19 protein-coding genes are annotated in these 25,074 nt (G+C 51.3%); 3 read left to right on the plus strand and 16 right to left on the minus strand.

Features of this window, described 5'->3' with window-relative positions; all coding sequences use genetic code 11:
- Positions 1 to 954 precede the first annotated feature (954 nt).
- The 5 genes from TX85_RS14065 to TX85_RS14085 form a co-directional block, all read right to left on the minus strand.
- Entirely contained in the window at positions 955 to 2,409 is a 1,455-nt protein-coding gene (locus TX85_RS14065; protein ID WP_044480135.1) for an ABC transporter substrate-binding protein, read from the minus strand.
- 124 nt (positions 2,410 to 2,533) lie between these two features.
- Positions 2,534 to 3,400, minus strand: coding sequence for a carbohydrate ABC transporter permease (locus tag TX85_RS14070; protein ID WP_044480136.1), 867 nt, complete (start codon positions 3,398 to 3,400; stop codon positions 2,534 to 2,536).
- A gap of 1 nt (position 3,401) precedes the next feature.
- The gene (locus TX85_RS14075; RefSeq protein ID WP_374705691.1) at positions 3,402 to 4,241 is read right to left on the minus strand and encodes a carbohydrate ABC transporter permease; all 840 of its coding nucleotides are present in this window, start codon (positions 4,239 to 4,241) and stop codon (positions 3,402 to 3,404) included.
- Positions 4,242 to 4,437: 196 nt separating this feature from the next.
- On the minus strand, positions 4,438 to 5,757 hold the full coding sequence (locus tag TX85_RS14080) for a response regulator (RefSeq protein WP_044480139.1): 1,320 nt from the start codon (positions 5,755 to 5,757) through the stop codon (positions 4,438 to 4,440).
- 20 nt (positions 5,758 to 5,777) lie between these two features.
- Positions 5,778 to 7,586, minus strand: a complete 1,809-nt coding sequence (locus TX85_RS14085; protein ID WP_044480140.1) for a cache domain-containing sensor histidine kinase — start codon at positions 7,584 to 7,586, stop codon at positions 5,778 to 5,780.
- 434 nt (positions 7,587 to 8,020) lie between these two features.
- On the opposite strand from TX85_RS14085, the gene TX85_RS14090 reads away from it, so the two are divergent.
- Positions 8,021 to 8,296, plus strand: coding sequence for a hypothetical protein (locus tag TX85_RS14090; protein WP_044480142.1), 276 nt, complete (start codon positions 8,021 to 8,023; stop codon positions 8,294 to 8,296).
- 113 nt (positions 8,297 to 8,409) lie between these two features.
- Here TX85_RS14090 and pgmB read toward each other — a convergent pair whose 3' ends face one another.
- The 3 genes from pgmB to TX85_RS14105 form a co-directional block, all read right to left on the minus strand.
- Positions 8,410 to 9,045, minus strand: a complete 636-nt coding sequence (pgmB, locus tag TX85_RS14095; RefSeq protein ID WP_044480143.1) for a beta-phosphoglucomutase — start codon at positions 9,043 to 9,045, stop codon at positions 8,410 to 8,412.
- A gap of 239 nt (positions 9,046 to 9,284) precedes the next feature.
- Entirely contained in the window at positions 9,285 to 11,612 is a 2,328-nt protein-coding gene (locus TX85_RS14100) for a glycoside hydrolase family 65 protein (protein ID WP_044480145.1), read from the minus strand.
- Position 11,613: 1 nt separating this feature from the next.
- Positions 11,614 to 13,917, minus strand: a complete 2,304-nt coding sequence (locus tag TX85_RS14105; RefSeq protein ID WP_044480146.1) for a glycoside hydrolase family 65 protein — start codon at positions 13,915 to 13,917, stop codon at positions 11,614 to 11,616.
- A gap of 259 nt (positions 13,918 to 14,176) precedes the next feature.
- Between TX85_RS14105 and TX85_RS14110 the strand changes: the two genes are divergently transcribed.
- A complete protein-coding gene (locus tag TX85_RS14110; protein WP_044480791.1) occupies positions 14,177 to 14,950 on the plus strand; it encodes a methyltransferase domain-containing protein in 774 nt (257 codons plus the stop codon).
- Positions 14,951 to 15,087: 137 nt separating this feature from the next.
- Here the strand turns inward: TX85_RS14110 and TX85_RS14115 are convergent, their stop codons facing one another.
- The 8 genes from TX85_RS14115 to TX85_RS14150 form a co-directional block, all read right to left on the minus strand.
- Positions 15,088 to 16,383, minus strand: coding sequence for a stalk domain-containing protein (locus tag TX85_RS14115; RefSeq protein ID WP_044480148.1), 1,296 nt, complete (start codon positions 16,381 to 16,383; stop codon positions 15,088 to 15,090).
- A 93-nt stretch (positions 16,384 to 16,476) separates the two neighbouring features.
- Positions 16,477 to 16,740: a hypothetical protein gene (locus TX85_RS14120; protein ID WP_044480150.1), complete on the minus strand. Its 264-nt coding sequence runs from the start codon at positions 16,738 to 16,740 to the stop codon at positions 16,477 to 16,479.
- 24 nt (positions 16,741 to 16,764) lie between these two features.
- The gene (locus TX85_RS14125) at positions 16,765 to 17,622 is read right to left on the minus strand and encodes an inositol monophosphatase family protein (protein ID WP_044480151.1); all 858 of its coding nucleotides are present in this window, start codon (positions 17,620 to 17,622) and stop codon (positions 16,765 to 16,767) included.
- 46 nt (positions 17,623 to 17,668) lie between these two features.
- Entirely contained in the window at positions 17,669 to 18,439 is a 771-nt protein-coding gene (gene fabI, locus TX85_RS14130; RefSeq protein WP_044480152.1) for an enoyl-ACP reductase FabI, read from the minus strand.
- Between the two features lie 159 nt (positions 18,440 to 18,598).
- Positions 18,599 to 19,600: a UV DNA damage repair endonuclease UvsE gene (uvsE, locus tag TX85_RS14135; RefSeq protein WP_044480154.1), complete on the minus strand. Its 1,002-nt coding sequence runs from the start codon at positions 19,598 to 19,600 to the stop codon at positions 18,599 to 18,601.
- Positions 19,597 to 19,920, minus strand: coding sequence for a hypothetical protein (locus tag TX85_RS14140; protein ID WP_044480157.1), 324 nt, complete (start codon positions 19,918 to 19,920; stop codon positions 19,597 to 19,599). Before TX85_RS14140 ends, uvsE begins: the two co-directional genes overlap by 4 nt.
- Positions 19,921 to 19,942: 22 nt before the next feature.
- The gene (locus TX85_RS14145) at positions 19,943 to 21,037 is read right to left on the minus strand and encodes a D-alanine--D-alanine ligase (protein ID WP_044480159.1); all 1,095 of its coding nucleotides are present in this window, start codon (positions 21,035 to 21,037) and stop codon (positions 19,943 to 19,945) included.
- 66 nt (positions 21,038 to 21,103) lie between these two features.
- On the minus strand, positions 21,104 to 22,090 hold the full coding sequence (locus tag TX85_RS14150; RefSeq protein WP_044480160.1) for an amidase domain-containing protein: 987 nt from the start codon (positions 22,088 to 22,090) through the stop codon (positions 21,104 to 21,106).
- Between the two features lie 221 nt (positions 22,091 to 22,311).
- Between TX85_RS14150 and acnA the strand changes: the two genes are divergently transcribed.
- The gene (gene acnA, locus TX85_RS14155) at positions 22,312 to 25,032 is read left to right on the plus strand and encodes an aconitate hydratase AcnA (RefSeq protein WP_044480162.1); all 2,721 of its coding nucleotides are present in this window, start codon (positions 22,312 to 22,314) and stop codon (positions 25,030 to 25,032) included.
- The last annotated feature ends 42 nt before the right edge of the window (positions 25,033 to 25,074 follow it).

Raw genomic sequence — 25,074 nt, forward strand, 5'->3', positions numbered from 1 at the left:
GAAAAAAGTTACTCTAAATTTAGGTGAAATGGTGAAAATGCGGATATAGTGAAATTCTTTCGCTTAAAGCTGGCTAAACCGTAGGTTTAACTAGTTACTGGCGATTTAAGGTAGGTTTTTTCACTAAAATCGGGTTTGAGCGCCGAATGAAGAATTTAAGGTAAGAAATTTCACTGGAGCATGACCGGAATGAGACGGAATAAGTGGATGAGTAAAGTTCGGAGCAAGAATGGAATGCCCAGTCGGATAACGAAGTTCTGCGTTCCGCGCAAGGTCGAAGCAACGTATGACTGGGCGCAACTCCAGGCACCAGTGTTCCATTGGGCTGTGCATAAAGTGAATCGCGCAGGCTTCCCTTCGTGATGCCTAATCTAAGGCGGGGCTGGCAGTAAAGTGAAGTTAGGAGGAGGCTATTGGCGCGCGGAGTATCCTGCTTGCATGCACAGGCTGCAAGCTTACTGTAATGCAACTGTGGCGCAGGCACGTGCTAACTGCATAGCAGTTAAACTGTAAAGGCGAAGTAGTCAGGGCATAAGTGTGAAGTGTGCTGTAGAAGCGTTAGCGGTCGCCTTTGTGAGCGGATTTCCCCGTTGTCAGAACTTAGTCCAATCATAGAAATCCGTGAACAACAGCGATCGTAGGCATACTTCACGCGTTGCCCCTCTCGCCCTCCCATGTTTAACTGCCCTATGCTTTGCACACTTTCCTGCTCGCAAGCTTAATGCGGTGCAGTTTACGGCGCAGGCACGTGCAAACCGCATGCAGTTTAAACTGTAAAGGCAAAGTAGTCAGAGCATAAGTGTGAAGTGTGCTGTAGAAGCGTTAGAAGTACACTTCACACGTTGCCCCTCTAACGTGCCTATTTGTGTTTAACTGCTTCCCTGCATAAGTACAACAAGGCTGCCCCGAGTCCATATCGGACATTCGGGGCAGCCTCGTTTGCGTTATCGCCGATTATTTTACTTCGATCTTGTCAAAGTAGTTCTCTTGCACAAATTTTGCGGCTACATCCAATTGTTGCTTGGAATCCGTGCCTTTCTTGGAGAAGGATTCTTGTACTACATTGGACATCGTAGCGTAGAAGTCCTGTGTGCCATACTGGGCTTCCGGTTTGCCTTCCAGCAGACCAAAGAGGTCTGGATCATATTTGTACACATTGTCGTACTTATCATAAATCGCTTGTATTTTCTTGGCGTAATCCGAATCCTCGCTAAAGTATTCGAGCGGAGTAGGAATAAAGTATTTGCCTTCCGCTTTGCGCGCTTGAATCGTGTCTTCAACAGATTTCAGGGCATCATCGGTAAAGTAGTCGAACGTGATATAACGGAATGCCATTTCTTGTTCATCTTTGGTGGCGTTCGGGTTGATGACAAGATAATTGCCGCCTAAAATCCCGTAATGCTTGCCGCCTGCTTCGGCAGCCGGCATCGGATAAGCCACTACATCCTCAGGCTTCATGCCGCCCTCGTTCAGAGCTGCTTGAATGACGTCGAACGCTCCGGCAATAACCATTGCTGTCCGCCCTTGCTGGAATGAACTAATCGCATCTCCCCATCCAAGCGCCCAGTCTTGAGGGATCGCATTTGCTTCCCATCTCAGCTTCTTGTAGAAGTCCAGAGCCTTCACACCAGCTTCGGAGTTGAACACAGCTGTTACTTTACCATCGACAGTTGTCTCAATTTCACCACCGGCCTCGAACAGGAAGTTCGTCCAGTTCCAGCCTGCTTCATTCCCTTTCCCCATTGGTGCGATACCGGAAATCCCCTTCTTCGGATCCGCTACATCCTTGGCAACATTGTACATATCATCCCAAGTCCAGTCCAGCGATGGCATAGTCAAGCCCTTGGCTTCCAGCAGCTTCTTGTTCACAACCGTGGAAGTAATGTAGCCGTTCTGGGTAACCCCGAACACTTTGCCGTCTACAATGAATTGATTTTGCAGAACCGGATTGATCTGATCCTTGTACTCCCAGTTGTTCCACAGGTCTGTAATATCGGCAACCCAACCGCGTTCTACGAGGAAGTTCGCTTCAGTAGCCCAAGTGTTATAGAAGGTAGGCGCTTCATTGGAAGCCATCTTCACGCCGATTTCATTGACACTGTATTGCCAATCATCCTTTACGATCGTTACGTTCGGGTACTTGGCTTGGAAACGTGCGATCTTATCATCTTCCTGATCACGAAGCGTGGTCTCATCCGGCAGAGGATAGTGAACCTTGATTGTAATCTTCTTCTGAGTAATGTCCTCCTCAGCGGATTGCTCCGGAGCTGAATTGTTGCTGTTTCCGCCTGAATTTACCGCCGGATCATTCGCCGGGCTGTTGGCCGCATTGTTTTTGTTGCCGCCACAGCCGGCGAGCAGCGTACCGAACAGCATTAGACACATCAGTAAAGTAGTAAACTTGCGCATGGATACTCCCCTTTTCATCAAATATGATGTTCTTGGTTACATCTTTATCTTAAGGATGATTGCTTCGCTAGACGATGTGTATTCATATGGCGATCATGTGCAAGGCTACGATCTATGAATACGCTTATCCCTTCACCGCTGATAGACTGACACTTCGCATGATGAACTTCTGGAACACCAGGAAGACAAAGATCGGCGGAATCATGACCATGAATAACAGTGCAAATTTAACGCTGCTATCCAGGCTTCTTGCATTAATGACATATTTATAGACGGCCGTAGCCAACGTATATTTGTCCTCGGTATGCATGACCAACGATGGCCAGAACCAGTCATTCCATGCGGAGGAAAAGATAAAGATCGATAATGTCGCAAAAATCGGAATCGACAGCGGAACCGCAATCCGCAGGTAGCTGGTCACTTCTGATGCCCCGTCAATCCGCGCCGCTTCGAATATTTCCGGATGGATCCCATCGAAGAAATTTTTCATCAGCAAAAAGTAGAACGCATTCGCACCCGCAGGGAGCCAGAACGCCCAATACGAGTTCAACAGGCCTAGGTCCTTAAGGTTAACGAAGTTTGGAATCATATAGCTGGAAGCCGGAATGAACAGCGTCATCAGAATGAAGAAGTAGACCGCCCGGCTATAGGGGGCCCGGATCCGCGAGATACTGAAGGCTGCCAAGCCCAGCACCAGAATAGTGACGAGAAGAGAACCGACGAAAATGAGCATCGTATTCTTCAAAAACATCGGCAGCTCAATATAATTCCATGCCTTGGAGAAATTCTCCCAATGCCAGACCGTCGGGAAGAATCGCGGCGGGAAGGTGTTGACCTCCTGATTGCTTTTCAGTCCATTGAACATCGTCATGGCAATCGGGTACAGCATCGTAAAGCACATAAAAGCAATACATAGAACCATAAATCCGTATACAACTTTATTCAGTGGCTTCTGCAAATCCGAAGCCGACAGGATGCCTCTTTCTTTCATGTTAGTAGTCCTCCTTCGTCAGCTTGAATTGAACAATTCCGAGTACGCTCAGCACGACGAACATCAGCACGCCGAGCGCCGTACCGGCACCATAGTCCAATTGGGTAAACGCATATTTGACGGTCAGGAGGGCATAAGTCAAGGTGGCTTTGTTCGGCCCGCCATCCAGCATGGCTAGCTGGGATTGATAGGCCTGGGAAGTACCGATTAATTGCAAGATCAGCATAAGCACAATCAGACTGCGCATCGACGGAAGCGTTATATACTTGATCCGGCTCCATACGCCGGCACCGTCGATCTCAGCTGCTTCATACCAGTCGCGCGGAATGCTAAGCACCCCGGCCAGGTAGATCAGCATGGCTGAGCCGAATTGCTGCCACGTCTCCATGAAGACAAGCGCGATCATCGAGTAGCGGCTATCGGAGATGAACGAGGTCGGATCTGCTCCGAACCAGCCGAGCACGGCGTTGATTGGACCGACCGGATCATACATCCAGCGCCACATGCCGTATAGCACAACGCCCGGCACAACGTAAGGCAGATATGCCGCGATCCGGGCAAAGCCCTGGAACAATTTCAATTCAGAAATTGCGATGGAGGCGGCAATAGGAACCCAGAATCCGATAATCAACGTTAGCAGCATGTAATACAGCGTATTTCTGACGGAAAGCAGCAGGTCAGGGTTATTGAGGATTTTAATATAGTTATCCATGCCTACGAAGATATTGCCATTAACAAAATCAATATTGTAGAAGCTATACACCATCCCTTTGATGATCGGGACCCACAAGAAGACGATGAAGATGGCGATAGCCGGTGCAAGGAATAAATATCCCCACATGTACTTCTTCAAGCTAGTCAGCCGCTTCTTTCGCGTCCTCGTCTTGTACTCCGGTTCCTGATGCGTGCTTCCCGGAGAAATTATCGTTTCTTCCATGATGCTCCCTCATTCCTCTATAATGTCTAGCTTCCATTTTAGAAAAGGACAGGGGCTGCGAACATGTCTAAAACTATGTGATGTATAACCGATCTTACTGCTATTTTTTCATATCGCTTGGGCTGACACCGAAGTACTTTTTGAAGATTTTGCTGAAATGCTCCGGAGATTCATAACCTACCCGCTCAGCGATCTCATATCGCCGCAGATCGGTGTGCAGTATCAGCGATTTGCTCTCTTCCATACGCAGCTTAATGACATATTCCCACAGGTTGTAGCCTGTATTTTTCTTGAACAAATAGCTCAAATAGTTCGGACTGACGTGGTTCTTCTTCGCCATCTCGTGAATCGTGAGTCCCTTTTGATTATAATTTTCCTCAATATACCGCTTGGCCTCCGCCACAATGACATTGTTCTGCGTAGTCAGCTCCTCGGCGGAAGGATCCTGGGCATAATTATTCCAGTTGAAGTCCCCGTAATAGAACACATGATAGTCTTCGTGGCCGGTTCCCCAAGAGATCGCCTTGTCAACCTGACGATTGAGAATATGCAGGAACTCTGCTCCCTTCAAAATCTGGCTGATTCCAATCACGGCGGAAATACCCAAATATTTCTCGATATGATAGTGCAGGCTGCGTCCGATCATTTCCAGCTGACTGATCTTGTTGACATCGAGCTCTGCATATTCCTGTTCGCTCCACTGCAGCAGAATGCCGATCTCCAGATCAGCGGGATAAAAGACGACCGCATTCCATTCCTGATACAGCAGCTCCTTGGCCACATTGAGCGCAGCATATCGGAACAGCCCGGAATCCTTCCTGCTCTTCTCCAGCAGCTCGGCCGTTTCTTCCGCCCTGCGGGAAAGGTCCATTTTGATTTTGATCAATGAAAAATAGGGTCCGGTTAACCCCCACCTGTTCATTAATATATTGGTTGGGGAACCGTTTAATAAGGCTGTAAGCTCTTCATTCTTTCCATCCTCCGGCTCCTCCACATGAAAATGCTCTGCAGGCCGTTCCAGAAAGTCAGTCATGGCCGGCACCGGTTTATCCATCTTCAGCAAGGCATTGCGAACCGAATCAAGAAATTGCTCGCTGTTCAGCGGTTTGATTAAATAGTCCCGCGCTCCAAGACGCAGCGCCATTTGGGCGTACTGGAACGTTTCGTGAGCAGAGATAATGATGGTCTGCACCCAAGGCTTAATAATCTTGGCCTGATGCATCAGCTCGATCCCGCTCATCTCCCCCATCTGAATGTCGGTAATTAAGAGATCGATGACCTCCATCCGAATATAGTCCAGCGCTTCATGTCCGCTGCCGGCTGTGAATATTGTATTTATAGCAAGGCCAGAGCTTGTTAGCAGCCCTGCAAGGCCTTTGCAAATCAAAGGCTCGTCATCTACTACCAAAATATTGTACATGTGTGTTCCCTCCTGTCTGTCTACTCTTCCTCTGGCAGGGTTCGTGGAATATGCAGTGTGGCGAGCAAGCCTCCTCCGGAGCGTATAGCGTAGCCAAGACCGTACCCCTCGCCAAAATGAAGACGAATGCGTTGATGAATATTGCGAATACCATATCCGAGTGACGGGTCAGGTGTCTCCTCCTCCAATAAGCGGGAAATTTTCTCCAGATCAATGGGCCTGTAGCCATTGTCTTCAATCGTTACGAATATGTCCTCCTGATCTCCACGGACTGTAATGCCGATCATGCCGTCTTCTCCCATATGACGCACCCCGTGAATCATCGAATTCTCGATCAGGGGCTGAAGCGTAATTTTAGGGATCAAAACCTGCCGATACTCCTCCGGAATGTCGATGCTAACCCGGAACTGATAGTCATGCCGATGCTGCTGAAGCTTGATATAGGCTGTGGCATGCTCCATTTCCTCTTCAAGCGTAATGAGCTCGCGCCCTCGGCTCAGGCTGATCTTCATCAGCTTGGACAGCTCCTTGATCATTTCGGCTGAGGCCGTATTTCCCTCAAGCTTGCTCTTCCAATAGATGCTCTCCAGCGTGTTGTACAGTAAATGGGGATTGATCTGCTGATACAGCAATTGAAGCTGCGACTCCTTCTGCTTCAGATCCATCGTATATTTGTAATGCACCAATGAGTTCAGGCGGCGCGCCATCTCATAGATCGTCGAAATCAGCACACTGACCTCATCCGTTCTCCCTCTGCGCGGGGTCTCGGGCACTACATTTCCAGGTTCATAACGTCTGACGAAATAGACCAGCCGTTGGATCGGCGTCATCAGAGAGCGCCAGAAATAGAGCAAGAAGACCAGGCTTGCTACAAAATACACAATGGAGATGAGCTGGATCAGCCGCTTGATTTCGTTCTGTTGCTGCAGCAGGGCGTGAAGCGGCACCTTGTACACCAGCTTTTGCTGAAGCACGTGATTCACATTCATTACATAGATGTAGTCTTTGGTAATGATGTCTTTTACCGTAGATGTCATGTCCTCCGTTTTCGCCTCTTCAGGCAGTTCAAGCACAGAGCCCCACTCTCCGGTGGTCGAGCTCAGAATACGGTTGTTCCAATCGGTGAAAAAAAGCTCTCCTTCCGGCAGGCTTACCGTCTCCAGCGACTCTCCTACCCGGGCGTCCAGATTGGTCACCACCAGCACGCCGATGGTCCCGTTCTTGTAGATGCTGTTGATCGCTCTGATATAAGCAAGCGTCTTCTGGCGGCTTTGCCCTTCAGTAGGCTGCGACAGATGCTCAACTATCCGCAAATAGCCCTTCCCCTTCTTGGCTACCGCTTCCTCAAACCATTCCGGCTTCTCCTCGTCCGAGAAGAAATACACCCCTGACACTCGCGGTCCCGGATAGAATGGTGCAAAAAAGTATGTATTGTTCGGATCATAAACATAGAGTGAATAATAGATCGGTTCACGGTCATCCGTCTCCTGAGAGTACGTGGTAAGAATATCCTCAAGCTTTTCGTAGTTTTTCACGCGCTCAAGCACGGTCTTATCCGATGAAACCGGATTCAATTGTTGCAACAACTGATTCTGGAAGACGGTCGATGTTACTTTGTTTACTGCCTCAATATCCCGGTTTATCAGCCGGAAATTTTGCTTGCTTAGCTCGATATAGGCGTTGGTAACATGACGCTTCAGAATTTGCCCTGCCCGGTCATTGCCGTATGCATTCAGGACGAATAAAGGAATTGTCAGCACGATAAACATCAGCACGAGCTGCTGCTTGACGTTCAGCTTGCTTAACGGATTTCGCAGTTTTCTTCTCACGTTCCTTCCCCCCGGCAATCTAACTATAGCAAGAATAAAAAAGGGTCAATATGCGTGTTTCTACGCACATCATGTCTATTTCTCCGATGGCCGCTCCTGCCCGGAGACCAGTGCGATGTATTCTCCTAAAGTGTAAACGATTTATGCCGGCTTGCCAGCAAAAAAATCGCGGGGGAGGTGTATAAGCTGAACTCATGAACATACAGGGGAGGGGCAACGTGTGAAGGTTCTTACCTTCTTCAATGTGAGGTTACGGCGTGCGTTGCGAACCAAGTGCCGATAAGCACTAAAATTGCTGGCGTAGGTGGTCGTGCGGCGATTTTAATGCACAATGTCACTAAAATTGCTGGCGTGGGTGGTCGTGCGGTGATTTTAATGCACAATGTCACTAAAAATTGCTGGCGTAGGTGGTCGTGCGGTGATTTTAATGCACAATGTCAATTAAAATCGCTGGTGTGGGTGGTCGAGCGCCGATTTTAATGCACAATGTCACTAAAATTGCTGGCGTGGGTGGTCGAGCGCCGATTTTAATGCACAATGTCACTAAAATTGCTGGCGTGGGTGGTCGAGCAGTGATTTTAATGCAGAATGTCACTAAAGCTTCGAGGCTTGCCAAGAGTAAGCTTTTGAGGTCGGGTGGACTTCCCTCGCTCCTTATAGCCGCAGTGTACGCAAGAAACCAAGGAATTAAGCGAGAGAAGGCCGCTTAGTTCCTTGGTTTCTATATGAATATCACTCTATTTTGTTATTAAGGGTGTACAGAATTTCACTTTGGGGACACCCTCCTTCAAAACCACCACAGCACCACATAACGCACTGCCACCTACGGCAGCAGTGCGTCCAGCCCGCCGACGACCCGGTCGGCGGCTCCAAGAATGTCGGCACTGCCGATGCCGACCACGCGGCAGCCGGCTGCCTTGGCTGCCTCAACCCCTGCGGCTGCGTCTTCAAACACGACGCAGTCCGCCGGATCCAGGCCGAGCTCCGCACTGGCCGTCAAGAACACCTCTGGATCTGGCTTCGCCTTAGCCACCTTCGTACCGTCAACAACGGCATCGAACAACTCGGTAATCCCGAGGCGTTCCAGAATAAACGCCGCGTTCTTGCTCGCCGAGCCCAAGGCAATCCGCACTCCGCGGCTTCTCAAGTACATCAAATATTCCTTTGCCCCGGGAAGCAGCTCCGATGGCTCCAGCCGGGAGATATAGTCTACATACTCCTTATTTTTCGTCTCCGCCATTTGCTCACGCTCTGCCTCATCCGCATCCATCCCGCCTACTTCCAGCAGGATCTGGAGTGACCGCATCCGGCTGACACCCTTCAAGCGCTCGTTGTCCGCTTCAGTAAACTCAAAGCCCAGACGGTTCGCAAGCGCTCGCCAAGCCAAGTAGTGATATTTGGCCGTATCCACGATTACGCCATCCAGATCAAAGATCGCACCCTTCATTGCTTCCAGCATGTTGTTCTCTCCTTATCTTGGACCAACTATTTTCAGTCTTTATTATATAAGTTGAGCTAATGAACTTTACGTTCTAAGGGCAACGTGTGAAGTGTGCTTACGAGCTTATGCTCCCGAAGCAGCTTTCCTGCAGAAAGTTTTCACTACAGCACACTTCACACTTATGCCTTTCTAAGTAGCCTTTGTAGTTCAACTTATATAGAGATTCCACCCTAACCATGGCTAATCCTGCCATGCGCTTACTCAGCGGAATGCCCCTGCTCCCTTCGTAAAACAGCAGCAACACCAGGTTCAAGCGTTAGACTTTGCCCATACGCAGCAACACGAACCTCGCTTGTATTCCCTGCATCGGCCTCCAATTCCACCTGTTGCCTGCCAACCCGTACCTTGATTTGCTGTCCGCGCAAAACCAGCCTGGTTTGAACCGCCTGCCACTTCTCCGGAAGTGAAGGAGAAATCATTGCGCACTCCCCGTCAAAGCGGATACCGGCGAACCCTTGGACAGCAGCCATCCATGCACCGCCATTCGCAGCCGGATGGGTCCCGCCAATGTACAAGTCCCCGACATATTGCTTCGATTCCCCCGTCAGGTCGATCGTCGCCGTCCGCATGAAGTATGGATAGCCCCAGTCAGGAGAACCCGTATCGGCGGCAACCATCGCATAAATGCACGCGCTAAGGCTCGATCCATGCTCGGTACGCGGCTCGTAGTAGGCCCAGTTCGCTTTTTTAATCACCGTATCATAGGCGTCCTTGAATAAATGCAGCATCAGCACAATATCCGCCTGCTTCAAAATTTGCGTTGTCGTTGCCAATCCGTTCCCGCCGCCCCAATATTCATGCTTGTTGACCACCCTGCCCTTAAGCTCGGAAAGCGGGATATCCTCCAGCGTAAAATAGCGATCAAACTGCTCAATCAGCCCGGTCTCGGAATCCGGTTCAGGCACATACAGACGGTCATGCATATCCCGAATATGCTCCGGCTTGATGGCACTGTTCTGCACCAACGCCTCATATTGCTCCGGACAAGCGGCATGCAGAATCTCCATCGCTTCCAGCGCTATGAAGAGCGTCCTTTTTACCATAGCATTGGTGAACGCATTATTATTTACCCGTTCATGATACTCATCCGGACCCGTGACATCCAGCACTTCATATCTTTGTTTTAACGGATTATAGTACGCATAGGAATAGAAGAATCTCGCACATTCCCATACGGTCTCCGCCCCGCCCTGCAGCAGGATTTCTTCATCCCCGGTAAATTTATAATACTCCCAAATTCCATAAGCTGCATCCGCGCTGATATGCACCTGTTTATCGCGGAAGTAAGTACGCATTGGCCGTCCCGTAAACACATCGTTTACATTGAAAAGCGTACAGGCATCGTCCCCGGTCTCCTGGCTTTCCCAGGCATAGAACGCGCCTTCATAGCCGTATTCGGCCGCTTTGCGCCGCGCTCCATCCAAAGTATGAATCCGGTACATCACCAGATTCCGCGCCGTCTCCGGCTGCGTGTACAGAAAGAACGGAAGCATGAACATTTCCGTATCCCAGAATACCGCTCCCTTATACACTTGCCCCGATAGTCCCCTTGCGGGAATCGACAGCTTCTCCGAATGCTCGGGCGCAATAATCAACAGCTGGTACAGGCTGTAGCGAAGCGCTAATAGTGCCTCGTCATCGCCTTCAATCACCACGTCCGCCAAAGCCCACTTCCGCTCCCAGCAAGCCTCATGCTCGGCAAGCAGACCGGCATAGCCGGTACCGGCCGCTTCGCGGCAGAGACGCAGTGCTGCAGCGCCCGGCTCCTCCTCATCCAGACCTGTGCATACGGCAGCAAATCTATCAAATGTATAGGTCTTGCCTGCCCGGCATGCAAAAGAGATCGTCCGGAAGATCGAGCCCGATTGCTGATCATAGCGAACCTCCATTGTCACAGCCTCTCGCTCCTCGGCTTCCATGCTCGAGCTGATCCGCTCCGCCACCGCAAGCGGGACCTGCAACTCACGGGTAACGGCGGTTACAAGCAGGCTGTTCTGATGCTCCGCTGCCTCAAGCTTCTCAAGATGCGGACCGTTGATATCCCATACTTCCCCGTTGATGCCCGTACGAATCGTTAATTGGCCGTTAGCGCTACATGTCACGCTGAGCCGTCCCGCAATCACATTCCGCCGCTCTGCGCTGCAGAACCGCTCCGACTCTACAACCAGCTCTGCTCCCCTATCCGCCTTAAATACCGTACGGCGGTGATGTACCGCGCTGCGAATATCCAGTGCCTGCTCGTGCTCCACAGGCTCGCTGTCCAACACGGACAGCGATTGCCCCTCGAATTCAATGACCGCATACAGCGGATGCGGTGCATTGACCGGTTCGCGCCATTTGCCGTCTACCTGGTCATACAGACCTGCCAGTGTTACCGCCGCCAGCTGGTCCTTTGTATACTCCTCCATCGTGCCTCTACAGCCCATATAGCCGTTGCCGATCATAAACTTGTTGCCGTCGGCGGCAATCCTGTTCCGGTCAAAGCCGTTCTCCCGAATCAGCCAGTCTTGATTTGCAAGCTTCATACTAACCCACCTTTACTTGGTCCAAAGGAACTCTAAGCTCTGAACCATCTACGGTCAGGCTTCGGCCATATACCGCAATGTCCATCGGTTCTCCGGACACGAGCTTGAACACCGCTTCATCCTTGTTCACTTCAACGGTCAGTCTGCTCCCGCGGAAGGTGATCGGGAAGCTGTAATGGGTCCATTGCTCCGGGATACTCGGTGCAAATTGCAGCTTGTCTCCGTCGGATCGCATGCCGCCAAAGCCGTATACAATGTTCATCCAGGCCGCTGCAATCGAGGTCGTATGAAGACCTTCCCGCGTATTGCGGTTGTAGTTATCCAAATCCAGACGGGTCGCAAATTCAAAGAACCGGTAGGCCTCCTCCGGCCGCCCAATCTCGGCGGCAAGAATCGAATGGATTGATGGAGACAAGGAAGATTCATGAATGCATCTAGGCTCATAATAATCATAATTGGCACGCTTCTCTTCCCGCGTGAACTGACTGCTGTACAGGAACATAAACATCAGCACATCCGGCTGCTTGATCATGTCATACCGGTACAACCGATCATAAGACCAGTGCGAGTACAGCGGAAACTCTGTCACAGGGATCGAATGAATATCCAGATGCGGCATGTCAAAGAACCCATCATGTTCTTCGTACACGTCGGTGACTTCATCGCGGGGGATTTTCATATGATCGGCTTTATGCTTCCAATCTGCTTGCTCTTCATCCGTTAACCCGATTCTCTCCGCCAAAAGCGCGAACTTCTCCGGCTCCGTATCCTGCATGCCCTGGATTGACTCCAGCGTATATTCGAACAGCTTCTTCGCCATCCAGTTGATGTAGCAATTGTTGTTGACCATCAGTTGGAACTCGTCCGGACCCATGACACCGAAATATCCATACTCGCCGCTCTTTTGTCCGAATTGTCCGCGAGTAGCATAGAAGCGGCTGATCTGAATCAGCATTTCAACTCCTTTATCATGAAGGAAGCTCGTGTCCCCGGTAATTGTTACATAGTGGCGCAGCCCGTAAGCGACTGCAGTACCTACATGCAGCTGGAGATTTGAATGTTGCCAAAGATCGCAGCTCTCGGTGCCGTCGATCGTCGCAATCGGATAAAACGCCCCTTCGCAATCCAGCTCCTTGGCCCGCTGAAGCGCATGAGGAAGCGATTTGTAGCGGAATTCCAGCAGGCTTTTCGCCGCCTTCGGATTATTGAAAATATAGAACGGCAGACAGTACGACTCCGTGTCCCAGAAGGCCAGACCGCGATAGGCCTCGCCTGTCAGTCCTTTCGCCCCGATATTGAAGCCGGGATTGTCGCCGTGATAGGTCTGATACATCTGAAAAATACAGAAGCGGATCCCTTGCTGATTGTCCGGATCGCCGGCGATCTCGATATCCGATGCCTCCCAGACCTGCTGCCAGTAGGCTTGCTGTTCCTCAGCCGCATGGTCGTATCCCTTCCCGCGGATCGCCTCAGCCAGGTCCATGCCTTGCCGCCATACTGCATTGTCGTCCAGCCCCTGATCCTTCTCCGCAACATTGATGACGAGTTTATCCATCACGGCTGAGACACCTTGCTCCAGCTTGAGCTTCAGATCATAACCGATCAGCCCATCCTCAACCACCGGCTGACGTCCTGTCTCGTCGAGCGACACTGCCCGAAAACCGGAGAATAACCGGTTCCCTGTATTTTCAGTCTGACCCAGGATCGCCGCAATTCCCTGCTCCTCTTCCTGCCTCAGCACCGACCAATAGCGCCGGCCCTGGTCCTCATGCAGCACCGAGAAGTCCAGCCCCGTCCGAATCGTTGCCTCCCCGTCTAAATCAACCGGTACCAGCGTGATCCGCTGACCTCCGAGATGCGAGTTCCGCATGCTAACCAGACGCTCGCACGCAAGCTTCAGGCTCTTGCCGCTCCGCAGATGCCAGGTCAACTCCCGGCGGTAAATTCCTGTTCTGAAATCCACTTCCCTGCGGTAATCCGAGAACCGGCTTGCCGCCAAGTCCAGTGTCTCGCCATCCACTGTAATTCGGGTGTACAGCCAATCAACCGCGTTGACCATGAAGCGCAGCGATTTAATGATTCCTTTATAGTGGGCCGCCACCTGACTCTCTTCATATAGCCCGTTAAAATAACTCCCAAGCAGCGTATCCCCGCCATACCCTTCCTCCGGGTATCCTCTGACACCCATATATTCATTCCCTAGCGAAAATATCGATTCGGAAACCCGGTTGCGCCCCGGATCAAAGCCTTCCTCCACTACTTTCCAGGGATCAACCACCAAATATTTGTCCGCAATTTTCGGCATGCTCTGCTCCCGCTCCTTTACACAGTTTACTTCTACAGATTAGCCCAAGAGGACTTACCGGCCCAATGTCCAACTCTAATGACCTTATGTGCGATCATACGAAGTTGGATTTCTCTGGATTGCAGTAGAAAAAGGCAACATGACAACTAAATCCGGCAGCTATAGGAGAAACCTATCAAAATGATTTGAACTATATATTTCACCAATTCATGCCTGTGCCGCATAATGGAGACATGACATGACCGGGGAGGAAGCGGAGATGAGCGGTAAGCAGATTTGGCAGGCCGGATTGTACGATGAAAAACTGGGATACGTAGCGGAATACGGAAAAGGTGTCGTGGAATTGCTTAGCCCCAAGCCAGGCGAACGGATTCTCGATCTGGGCTGCGGTACCGGGGATCTGACTCAAGAGATTTCCAAGTCCGGCGCGGAAGTGCTGGGCATGGATCTGGCAGAGCCGATGATACATCAGGCAAGGAATAAGTATCCCCATTTGAACTTTAGAGTGGGAAATGCCGAGCATTTTGAATTGGAGAGTCCGGTGGATGCGGTGTTCTCGAATGCGGCCTTGCACTGGATGAAGGATGGCCGGAGCGCAGCCTCCTCAGTTTGGAACGCCTTGAAGCCCGGCGGACGATTCGTTGCTGAATTCGGGGGAAAAGGAAATGTAGCTGCGATTGTCCAAAGCTTGGGGACGATCCTGGAACAAGATTACGGAATAGACGCCGGATCGCTTAACCCTTGGTATTTTCCCAGCTTGGGAGAATACAGTGCATTGCTTGAGGAGCTTGGATTCCGAATCGCTTATGCGGCGCATTTCGACCGGCCTACCAAGTTAAGAGAAGGTGAAGATGGCCTAATTCATTGGCTGAATGGCTTTGCCGCCGGTCCGTTTCTCGCAGGATTTGAGGAGGCCGAAAAAAGCCATGTGCTTCAAAAGGTAGCGAAGCTGGCGAAAACGGAGTTATTCCGAGACGGAGAATGGTACGCGGATTACGTGCGTTTGCGGATCGTGGCCGTAAAGCAGCAGTAAAGTGGAGTGCTGTAGAAATTGAACTATTGAAAGCTACACTGAAAAGGCATAAGTGTAAAGTGTTCTGTAAGAATACTTTACACGTTGCCTCCAATGTACGTCATTAGTTCAAATTATATAGCACAATCACCTGTAGATTATAAGTTAATAAATACCGTCTTCATCTTGCTGCTGTACTGCACATCGAGTCCGAGCCCCTTCACGAGTAGCGCTAGAGGAACATAAGTCTTCTGTTCAGTACCTACCTTTTGCAAAAATGCCGGACTTGCTGTCTCTAATGAGATGCCGTTTGCAGTGACTGTCTTGGCGCCGATCGGAATCACAACCTCACTACCGTTATACGAAACGGTTGCCGTGCTGCTCTTGGAATCCCATTTCGAAGTGCCTCCGATTGCATCTGTAATGTCCCGCAATACAATAAAGGTCTGACTGTTCTTCACAATCGGCTTATAGGGTGTCTGCAATTCTGCGCCACTGACAACTACTGAAAGCTCCGTCTTTCCTTTCTGGGCTTCTGTTATACGGTAGTAGCCCCAGATGGACTCCGCCATGACCTTGGCAATTGTCTCGTACCCGGATTGGTTGGGGTGCACATCTTCATTGAAAATATGCGTATAGGCCAGTTCCTTGCCAACAAACCTTTCGGCGACATGCGACGCCTTCACGGACTTGCCCTCTTGAACCAAGGCTGCAACCGCCTCATCAACCGCCTGCGTGAAGCCGGCAGCAATCTCGCTCAGCATGACATACTGGCTCTCTCCGGCAATCTTCGGAACCGGCTGATACTGGTCTGCCAGGATAATCTGCGCATCGGGACTAATTACGGTCAGAACGGAGAGAATTTCTTGAATGTTTGTCTTATAGACTGTCAATAATTCATATGCCGTTGTCTCTAACTGTTCTGCACTCAGACTCTTCGATTGCTCAATCAGCTGCGATACATCATTTCCGCCGATGGTGATCAGAATCGTGTCCGCTTGGGCAAGCTTGGTCCTGGTTTCCGGTATTCCGGATGCAAAGACGCTGATTCGCGGATCGGATATCTCCGGCTGGATGGTGTCTGCGGTTACCGCAACGCCCTCTTGGATAGCTTTGAGGTAATTCAGCAGTCCGGTGCTTGTCAGTCCGAGGATACCGTAATTCGTGACTTCCGTTCTGTTATGAAACAAGGCCTGCTCCTTGATTCGGTCTACATAACCATAAACAGCAGAGGCCTCCGTCATCCCCGGCTCGTATCCTGCTGTAATGGAATCTCCAATGGCCACGATAGTCTGAAGGCTGCCTTGCTTGATTGTTGTTTGACTTCCAGCTTCCGCAGCATTTGCTGCTGTCTCGGCAAATGACGCTGTGCCTCCGCCAGCCAGCAGGGCCAGCGACAGCATGCCTGTCAGCAACATGCGGCCTTTGCTATGGACTTTAGATTTCTTCTTCATCAGTTCCCCGCCTCTCCTGCTGAATAAAAAAGCACCCCTTCAAACCGAAAGGGGCGCCGTAAACAGAGTGAAATTATGACACTTCTAAGCTGTCTAGTTCTCTTCCTTCCTGTCTGATACACCAGCCCTCTTCAAATAACCATCATACCGCCCATCGATTTCCTTGCCCATGCTGCGATATTTGAGGGTCTCCTCAACGATCGGATCAAGCTGGGTCTGAATCCTTACTTCATACTTGGGTGCAAGGCGGCTTCGCTCCTTCTTCCGCCGTTCTTCCTCGCTATCAACCACTTGATCCGACAGCATCTCGCTAAGCTCTCTTTCAAGCTCTTTCTCAAGATCCTTTCTGTCTTGCATGGCTGTATACCCCTTTCTGATCAGTTAATTCCCGGTTGCACCGGCAGCCTCAATGACCTCCAGCAGCTCCTGATGAATGGTGCCGTTGCTGACAATCAGATTTCTTGCGCCGACATGGTAAGGATTCCCGGCTGTATCGGTCACCTTGCCTCCCGATTCCGCCACCATCAACGCGCCTGCCGCCGTATCCCAGGCATTGAGATTCACCTCATAATAACCGCCGAGACGGCCTGCAGCCACGTAAGCCAAATGCAAGGCGGCCGATCCTCCGGCACGGAGACTGCGCGCCTTGCCGGATAACGCCGTTATCCCCTTAAGATTAATCGGAGCCGCCTGCCGATCCGGATTAAAGCCCACCGCAATAATACTTTCCTCCAGCCGTGCGTCTGCAGATACCCGGTTAGTATGCCCGTGCATATAAGAGCCTTTTCCCTTTTCTGCAACAAACATCTCATCACGGATCGGATCATAAATCACGCCAATAATGACTTCACCCTTGAAAGCCAGGGCGATGGAGACGCAGAAGAACGGGAAGCCGTGCACGAAGTTGGTCGTTCCGTCCAGCGGATCAATGATCCACAAAAACTCACTGCTGCTCGCCTCTTGCCATGCAGCCGCCGAAGCCGCCGCGCCCGGGGCAACCCCCTCCTCACCCAAAATGTCATGGGAAGGAAAATGCGTCAGGATCAGCTTGCGGATCATCGCCTCAGCACCTTTATCGACATCAGTCACCAGATCCTGCGGAGAGAATTTTTCATTAACAGCTTTAATATCTCCCAATCGGCTCTTGATCCATTCCCCGGCTTTGGCGGCGCAATTAATGGCCACCGCAAGCGGGTTTTTACTGCCTACCACATAGGGAGTAACAGGTTTTGATTCCACAGCTATTCACTACCTTCATCATAATTTAAAGCAAGGGAACAACAGGTTAAGCTCCTATAAAATTATAACCACCGTCTACATAGATTACTTCACCGGTAATTCCGCGGGACAAGTGACTGATCAGGAACATCGCGGTATCTCCGACTTCAGCAGTTTCCGTCGTTCTCCGAAGCGGAGCCTTCTCTTCAACCTGCTTCAAAATGGAATTGAAATCACTGATCCCCTTCGCTGCCAGCGTCCGGATCGGTCCTGCCGAGACGGCGTTCACACGGATATTCCGTGGTCCCAGGTCATTGGCGAGATACCGGACGGATGCCTCCAGCGCCGCCTTGGCTACGCCCATAACATTATAATTACGCATGACACGTTCCGAACCCAGGTAAGTCATGGTCATGATGCTTCCGCCTTCGGTCATCAGCTTCGACAGGCGCTGAGATACAGCAACCAGCGAATAGGCGCTGATATCATGCGCAAGCGCAAAGCCTTCGCGGGAGGTATCCACGAACTCTCCGGAAAGGTCCTCCGCCTTGGCGAATGCGATACTGTGCACTAAGCCATGGAGTATGCCGAACTCAGCAGACAGCAGCTCCGCCAGCTTGTCGATATCCTCATCGACCGTCACGTTGCACGGTACAAGCAGCGAGCCCGGAATCGTCTCGGCCAGCTTGCGCACCCGTCCCTCGACTCTTTCATTCTCATATGTAAAGGCAAGACGTGCTCCTTGAGCCGCCAGACTCTGTGCAATCGCCCAAGCGATACTCCGATCATTGGCAACGCCCATGACAACTACATTTTTACCGTTCAACAAATCTCCCATACAGATATAGCCTCCTTCATATACTAGAGGATGCATCACAGCACCCTGCTACGTTTTGTTCAACTTACCTTAATTATCCTGAAATATCAACCCTGCCGCAAGTAAATACTACAGTACACTGCACACTTATGCCTTTTCTACGTCGCCTTTCAATTCAACTTAAGGCATGATCTCCACTGAAGCCTGATCCAGGATGCGCACGCCGTCCCCCTGGTAACGGGCCAAATCCTCCATAAGCGCAAACAGCGCACCATCCTTCAGCTTGGCCTCAAGCATTACATCCATTCGCTCCGTTATGCCGGCAATACTGCGAAGAAATTCAAGCAAAGGAGCGGCTATCACATGATCGGCGTGGTCGCGCGGGTCACTCGCACTCTTCGGACTCGACGCATGAATCTTGGGCGGCAACGGATCATTCTCCGAAGAATCCGCCTGAGCGAGCGGACCGGACCAGGTCTTTAAAATCCGGGGCCACAGCTCTGACGGCAGCTCTCCTTCATTGTTCACCCATTGATGATGGATATCCAGCACCATCGGAAGCCCCAGAACCTCGCAAATTTCCAGCGTTTCCCGAGCATTAAAGGTTTTATCGTCGTTCTCCAATGTCAGCCGTTTACGGTAGCTCTCAGGGAGATCCGATATATGGCTAATGAAGCGTTCTGCCGCCGAGCGCTTGTCTCCATAAGCACCGCCCACATGGATATTATTCTTGGACCTGCCATCCAGCCCCATCGCATCCAGCATCGAGATGTGATAGCCCAGATCCCGGATCGAACTCTGAAGCACCTCCGGACGCGGCGTACTGAATACGGTAAAATGATCCGGATGAAATGACACCCTCATTTCATGCTTGCGAACGAAATCCCCGATCTGTGCAAAAGGCTCCCGGAGGGCAGCATAAGGATTCCAATCCGCAAGCGCACTATGCGTGGCCAGCGGAATCAGCTTCGAGGAGAAGCGGTACACCTTAATATCGCTCGCCGCATTATGACGCAGCAGCCTGAGCGTATTATGAAGATTCTCTGCCCCGAGAGCCTCCAATCGGCGAATCGCAGCCTCTCGATCGAGCAGACCGCTAAAGGTCTTGTAGGTCATTGTTCTTGATGGCGATGCTTTCTCTACGACCGTCGACATCGCGACATAGCCGAATCGGACAATCATTTGCCCTCCGCGTCTCCAAAGAACATTTCATAAGCAAGATCGGTCTGAATTTTGGACTCTTCCTCGGTCAGCAGCCGGACAAGCTGCAGTTCCACCGAGGTAACTTCCTCTCCATTGAAGTTAATCTCCGCCACACTGGCAGTTATTTTGACGATAGCTACCGCCTTGTTTTCCGGCGTATAAGCAATGACCTTCTGGCCGGTGGGAAATACGCGCAGCCCGGTTTTGAGCATTTTACCGCGTCCATACTCAAGAAGCTCGTACAGCTCTTGCTCATTTTTGAATTTACATACTGAATTGAATTCTGTTTGAAAGCCCATAAGCTCATCCGCCTTTCCAGAATTAGATGCCGTTCTCAAAGTTCAGGTTCTGCTTTGCTTCAAACCGCTCGAGTCCAAGCCCGATCAATCGGTCCAAAAGCGCTTCATAGGACACGCCAGTTTCGCGCCACAAGAGCGGATACATGCTGTACGGCGTAAAGCCTGGCATGGTGTTCACTTCATTGATCCAGATGGTGTTGTCGGATTTCTTCACAAAAAAGTCCGCCCGGCACAAGCCATTGCCTGCAATGGCTTTAAAGGCCTGAACGCCCACCTCGCGAATCCGGTCAGCCAGTTCCGTGTCGATTTGCGCCGGAATAATCATCTGTGACTTGCCGTCGGAGTACTTGGCTGAATAATCATAGTATTCACTGGAGGAGACAATCTCTCCCGGAACGGAAGCAAGCGGTTCGTCGTTGCCCAGGATTCCGACTTCAACCTCGCGGGCATCCACGAATTCCTCCACAATAACCTTCACATCGTAGCGAAGTGCGAACGTAATCGCTTGAACAAGCTCGTCCCGGGTCTTGGCTTTGGAGATGCCAACGCTGGATCCCAGATTGGCCGGCTTAACGAAGCAAGGATACCCCAGCTTCTCTTCGATTCCATGTACAAGAACCTCTTGTCTGCTCTCCCATTCCGAAGCGGTGAAATAGCAGTATTTACATTGCTCGAGACCCGCTTCGGCAAACAGCTTCTTCATGATGACCTTGTCCATCCCAGCTGCCGAGGCTAATACGCCTGCTCCGACATAAGGCAAATTGGCCATTTCGAACAGGCCTTGAATCGTTCCGTCTTCTCCATTCGTCCCATGGAGCAAGGGGAAGGCTATATCGATTGCCCGCTCCCCGGAGGTTAAGCCCTGGAAAAGCATCTGAACCGCGGCTCCTGTATCGTCCGCCCCGTTAGCAAGCTCCAGTTGATCAAGGGCTCGGAAAGGGGCTGTCATTGTCTGACCCACTTTCCAGGTTCCTTGCTTGGTAATATAGAAAGGAATAATCTCGTATTTATCGTAATCAAAAGCTTTGGACACCGCAAAGGCGGTCTGCAGCGATACCTCGTGTTCCCCCGACTTCCCGCCGTAAATCAAACCTACCGTCAATTTTTCCTGTCCCATGCGCAACCTCTTTTCATCAATTTAAAAATTAAGAAAAAAACGGCTTACGCCGCTCTTTTATCCTGCTCAGAACCGGTCAACAATATGGAAAAAGCGATATACCGTGTTGTCGCTCCATGCATAGGAATCCCGGTAATCCCAGTACCGATGCTTACTTGGTACAGTATGAGCATTCACCAACGGCATTCCGCCGGCATCAAAAGCCGTTACAATTGTGCTGTGCTGAAAAGCGCCATTGCCATCCCAGTCGTAGACGATGACGTCGCCAAGTTCAAGCTGTTCCGGCCTATCAACAGGCTCGGCTAAACCCGATTTGCCGCTCAAATAACGTTCCAGTGCATTGGAGACTGCCCAACTGTAGCTCCAGGCTTCCTTCCCGCCGACATAACCTTTGTACCACCAGCCTGAATCTCTTTTTCCAGTATAATTTATTGGCGCTCCACCTGCAAAGAGGCACTGGGAGATATAGTTGGTGCAATCAACCTCAAATGCGGCGAATTGCGGATTAAAGTCGTCCCACCAGCGATCTGCATACAACACGGCATCCTGTCTCCGGTAAGGGGTGCTGCGGAAGCCGCTTTTCAACAGCTCCCGGTTTAAATAAGGCTTGGCCCCGGCACCGGACTTGGCCGACTCCGCGGCGGCGTCGGAATTTCGGGGAGCGCTCCGCTCCGGAATGGGCTGAAGCACTCGTGCCACCATCCAATCGCCATCTTCGTGTTGAAGCGTCAGGCGCTGCTTATGGATCACTTCCTCCCGATGCTGCACCCCTCCACGCTCATAATCGGTTTTTCTTAACAGTTGGAGTTCAACCTCTACTTCTCCCTCTCTATGTTCAATCTCACGGAGCAGCTTTGCTCTCGTCTCACAGCGAAGAGGAACGGCTTTACGTTCGCTATACCAATCCGCCAGCCTGCGCTTTCGTTCTCCCAGCCTAAGCAAGTAATCCAGATCCGTAACGATCCCTTCCTCTACGCGGCTCCCGAAGTCAATTTCGTCCTGATTTTGCTGGTTCACATACTGAGACAACGCCCTCATCCAATCCTCTGCCATCGTCCTGACCTCCTTTAAAATAAACCTGGAGCCTGATGCACCGTTCATGAAGTCCATTGCAACTAATATATGAAACAGGGCCGGCAAGTATGTTTGGAGAGACTGAACACAGCATATTCTAAGGCAAAAAACACTTTACTAGCCGTCTGGCGACAGGTATACTTAATTTAATGAGTTTTTTGAAATCATGTTTCACAGAGTGAAACAAGGAGGTTCGTTTCATGTCCAATCAAGATTTTTTCTCCAGCAGCCGCAATCTGGAGGTCGGCGGAAAAAGCTACCGCTATTACGATCTGAACACATTAGAAGAGCAGGGACTTGGCCCGGTCAGCAAGCTTCCTTTTTCCATTAAAGTACTGCTGGAAGCTGCTGTGCGCCAATATGACGGAAGAGCTATTACGGAAGAACATGTGAAGCAAATCGCTGGATGGAGCGAAGGAAGAGACGACAACAAGGAGATCCCTTTCATCCCTGCACGGATCGTGCTGCAGGATTTTACAGGCGTGCCCGTAGTTGTTGACCTTGCTGCGATGCGTGACACCGTGAAGAAGGCCGGCGGGGATCCCAAGCAGATTAACCCGCTCGTTCCGGTCGACCTTGTTATCGACCACTCGGTCATGGTGGACGCTTTTGGTACACCTGAAGCACTTGAATATAATATGAAGGTAGAGTTCGAACGCAATGAAGAGCGTTATCGCTTCCTCCGTTGGGCGCAGACGGCATTCAACAATTTCCGTGCCGTTCCTCCTGCCACCGGGATCGTTCACCAGGTGAACCTGGAGTATCTCGCCTCTGTTGCCGCAACCAAGCGGATCGGCGACGAGACCGTCGTATTCCCGGATTCATTGGTAGGTACGGACTCCCATACGACGATGATCAACGGCCTTGGCGTGGTAGGCTGGGGCGTTGGCGGTATCGAGGCCGAGGCAGGAATGCTGGGCCAGCCGCTTTATTTTGTTGCGCCTGAGGTTATCGGCTTCAAGCTGACCGGCAGCTTGTCAGAGGGTGCGACTGCAACGGATCTGGCGCTGACGGTCACTCAAATGCTGCGTAAAAAAGGCGTCGTCGGTAAGTTCGTCGAGTTCTATGGACCTGGTCTTGCCAATATCAGTCTGGCCGACCGGGCAACCGTAGCCAACATGGCGCCAGAGTATGGCGCGACGATCGGTTATTTCCCCGTTGACCAAGAGACGCTTGCTTATCTTCGCAGCACTGGACGCTCGGAAGAGCAAATTGCCCTTGTGGAAGCTTACTATAAAGCGCAAGGCATGTTCCGCACAAGCGATACACCAGACCCGCTGTTCAGCGATCTGATTGAGCTTGACCTCGCTTCCGTTGTGCCGAGCCTTGCCGGACCGAAGCGTCCGCAGGACCGGATCGAGCTGACCGAGATGAAGGATAGCTTCAACAGCATCATCCGTACGCCGGTAGATAAGGGCGGATATGGTCTGAGCGATGAGAAAATCGAGCAGAAGGTTACCGTCAAGCATCCGAACGGAGCTGCCAGCGAACTGACGACAGGTGCGGTAGTTATCGCCGCGATTACGAGCTGTACGAACACCTCGAATCCAAGCGTAATGATCGGCGCAGGGCTTCTGGCGAAAAAGGCTGTAGAACGCGGCTTGAAGAAGCCGGGCTATGTGAAGAGCAGCTTGACGCCTGGTTCGCTTGTTGTTACCGAATATCTGGAGAAAGCCGGGCTGATCGAGTCGCTTGAAGCGCTGGGCTTCCATGTGGCTGGTTACGGCTGCGCCACTTGTATCGGTAACTCCGGTCCTTTGCCTGACGAAGTCAGCGCAGCAATCGCGGAGAACGATATGACCGTTGCCGCCGTGCTTTCGGGTAACCGTAACTTCGAGGGCCGCGTGCATGCTCAAGTGAAGGCGAACTATCTCGCCTCTCCTCCTCTCGTCGTAGCTTATGCCCTTGCAGGTACGGTAAACATTGATCTGCAAAATGACCCTCTGGGCTATGACCAGAATGATCAACCCGTATTCTTGAAGGACATCTGGCCTTCATCCAAGGAGATCAAGGATGCTATCGGCCTGTCTGTCAGCCCGGAAATGTTCCGCTCCAAGTACGAGAACGTATTTACGCAAAATGAACGTTGGAATTCCATTCCGGTGCCGGAAGGCGAGCTGTATGAATGGGATGAAAAGTCTACCTATATTCAAAACCCGCCTTTCTTCGAGCAGATCGGCGACGGGCTGCGGGACATTGCAGATGTCCGCCAGGCGCGTGTGCTTGCCTTGCTGGGAGACTCGGTTACAACCGACCATATCTCGCCTGCCGGCAACATTTCGCCGACAAGCCCGGCCGGAGTGTACCTGAGCGACCGCGGCGTAGCGCGCAAAGACTTTAACTCCTATGGCTCCCGCCGCGGGAACCATGAGGTCATGATGCGCGGAACCTTCGCCAATATCCGCATCCGGAATCAGGTTGCTCCGGGAACCGAAGGCGGTGTCACGAAGCATTTGCCGACCGACACGCTGATGTCGATCTATGATGCTTCGATGAATTATCAGGCCGACGGTCAGAACCTGATCGTCATCGCCGGCAAGGAATATGGAACAGGCAGCTCCAGAGACTGGGCAGCCAAGGGAACCTTCTTGCTGGGCGTAAAAGCTGTCATTGCCGAAAGCTTCGAACGGATCCACCGCAGCAACCTGGTCGGCATGGGCGTGCTTCCCCTTCAATTCCAGGAAGGACACGGCTGGCAGACGCTTGGAATCGACGGAACAGAAACGTTCGATATCGTAGGGTTGTCCAACGAAGTCAAGCCGGGACAGCAGCTTACGGTTATTGCCACTCGCCTGAACGGAACGCAATTTGAGTTCCATGTCACAGCCCGCCTCGACAGCATGGTTGATGTAGATTACTACCATAACGGCGGTATTCTCCAAACGGTGCTTCGCCAAATGATTAAAGAGAGCAACTCATAATTCTATAACAAGCCAAGAGCGGTCAAGGGCCGCCGGAGCAAC

This window comes from Paenibacillus antibioticophila, from assembly GCF_000455265.1.
Classification (GTDB): Bacteria; Bacillota; Bacilli; order Paenibacillales; family Paenibacillaceae; genus Fontibacillus; species Fontibacillus antibioticophila.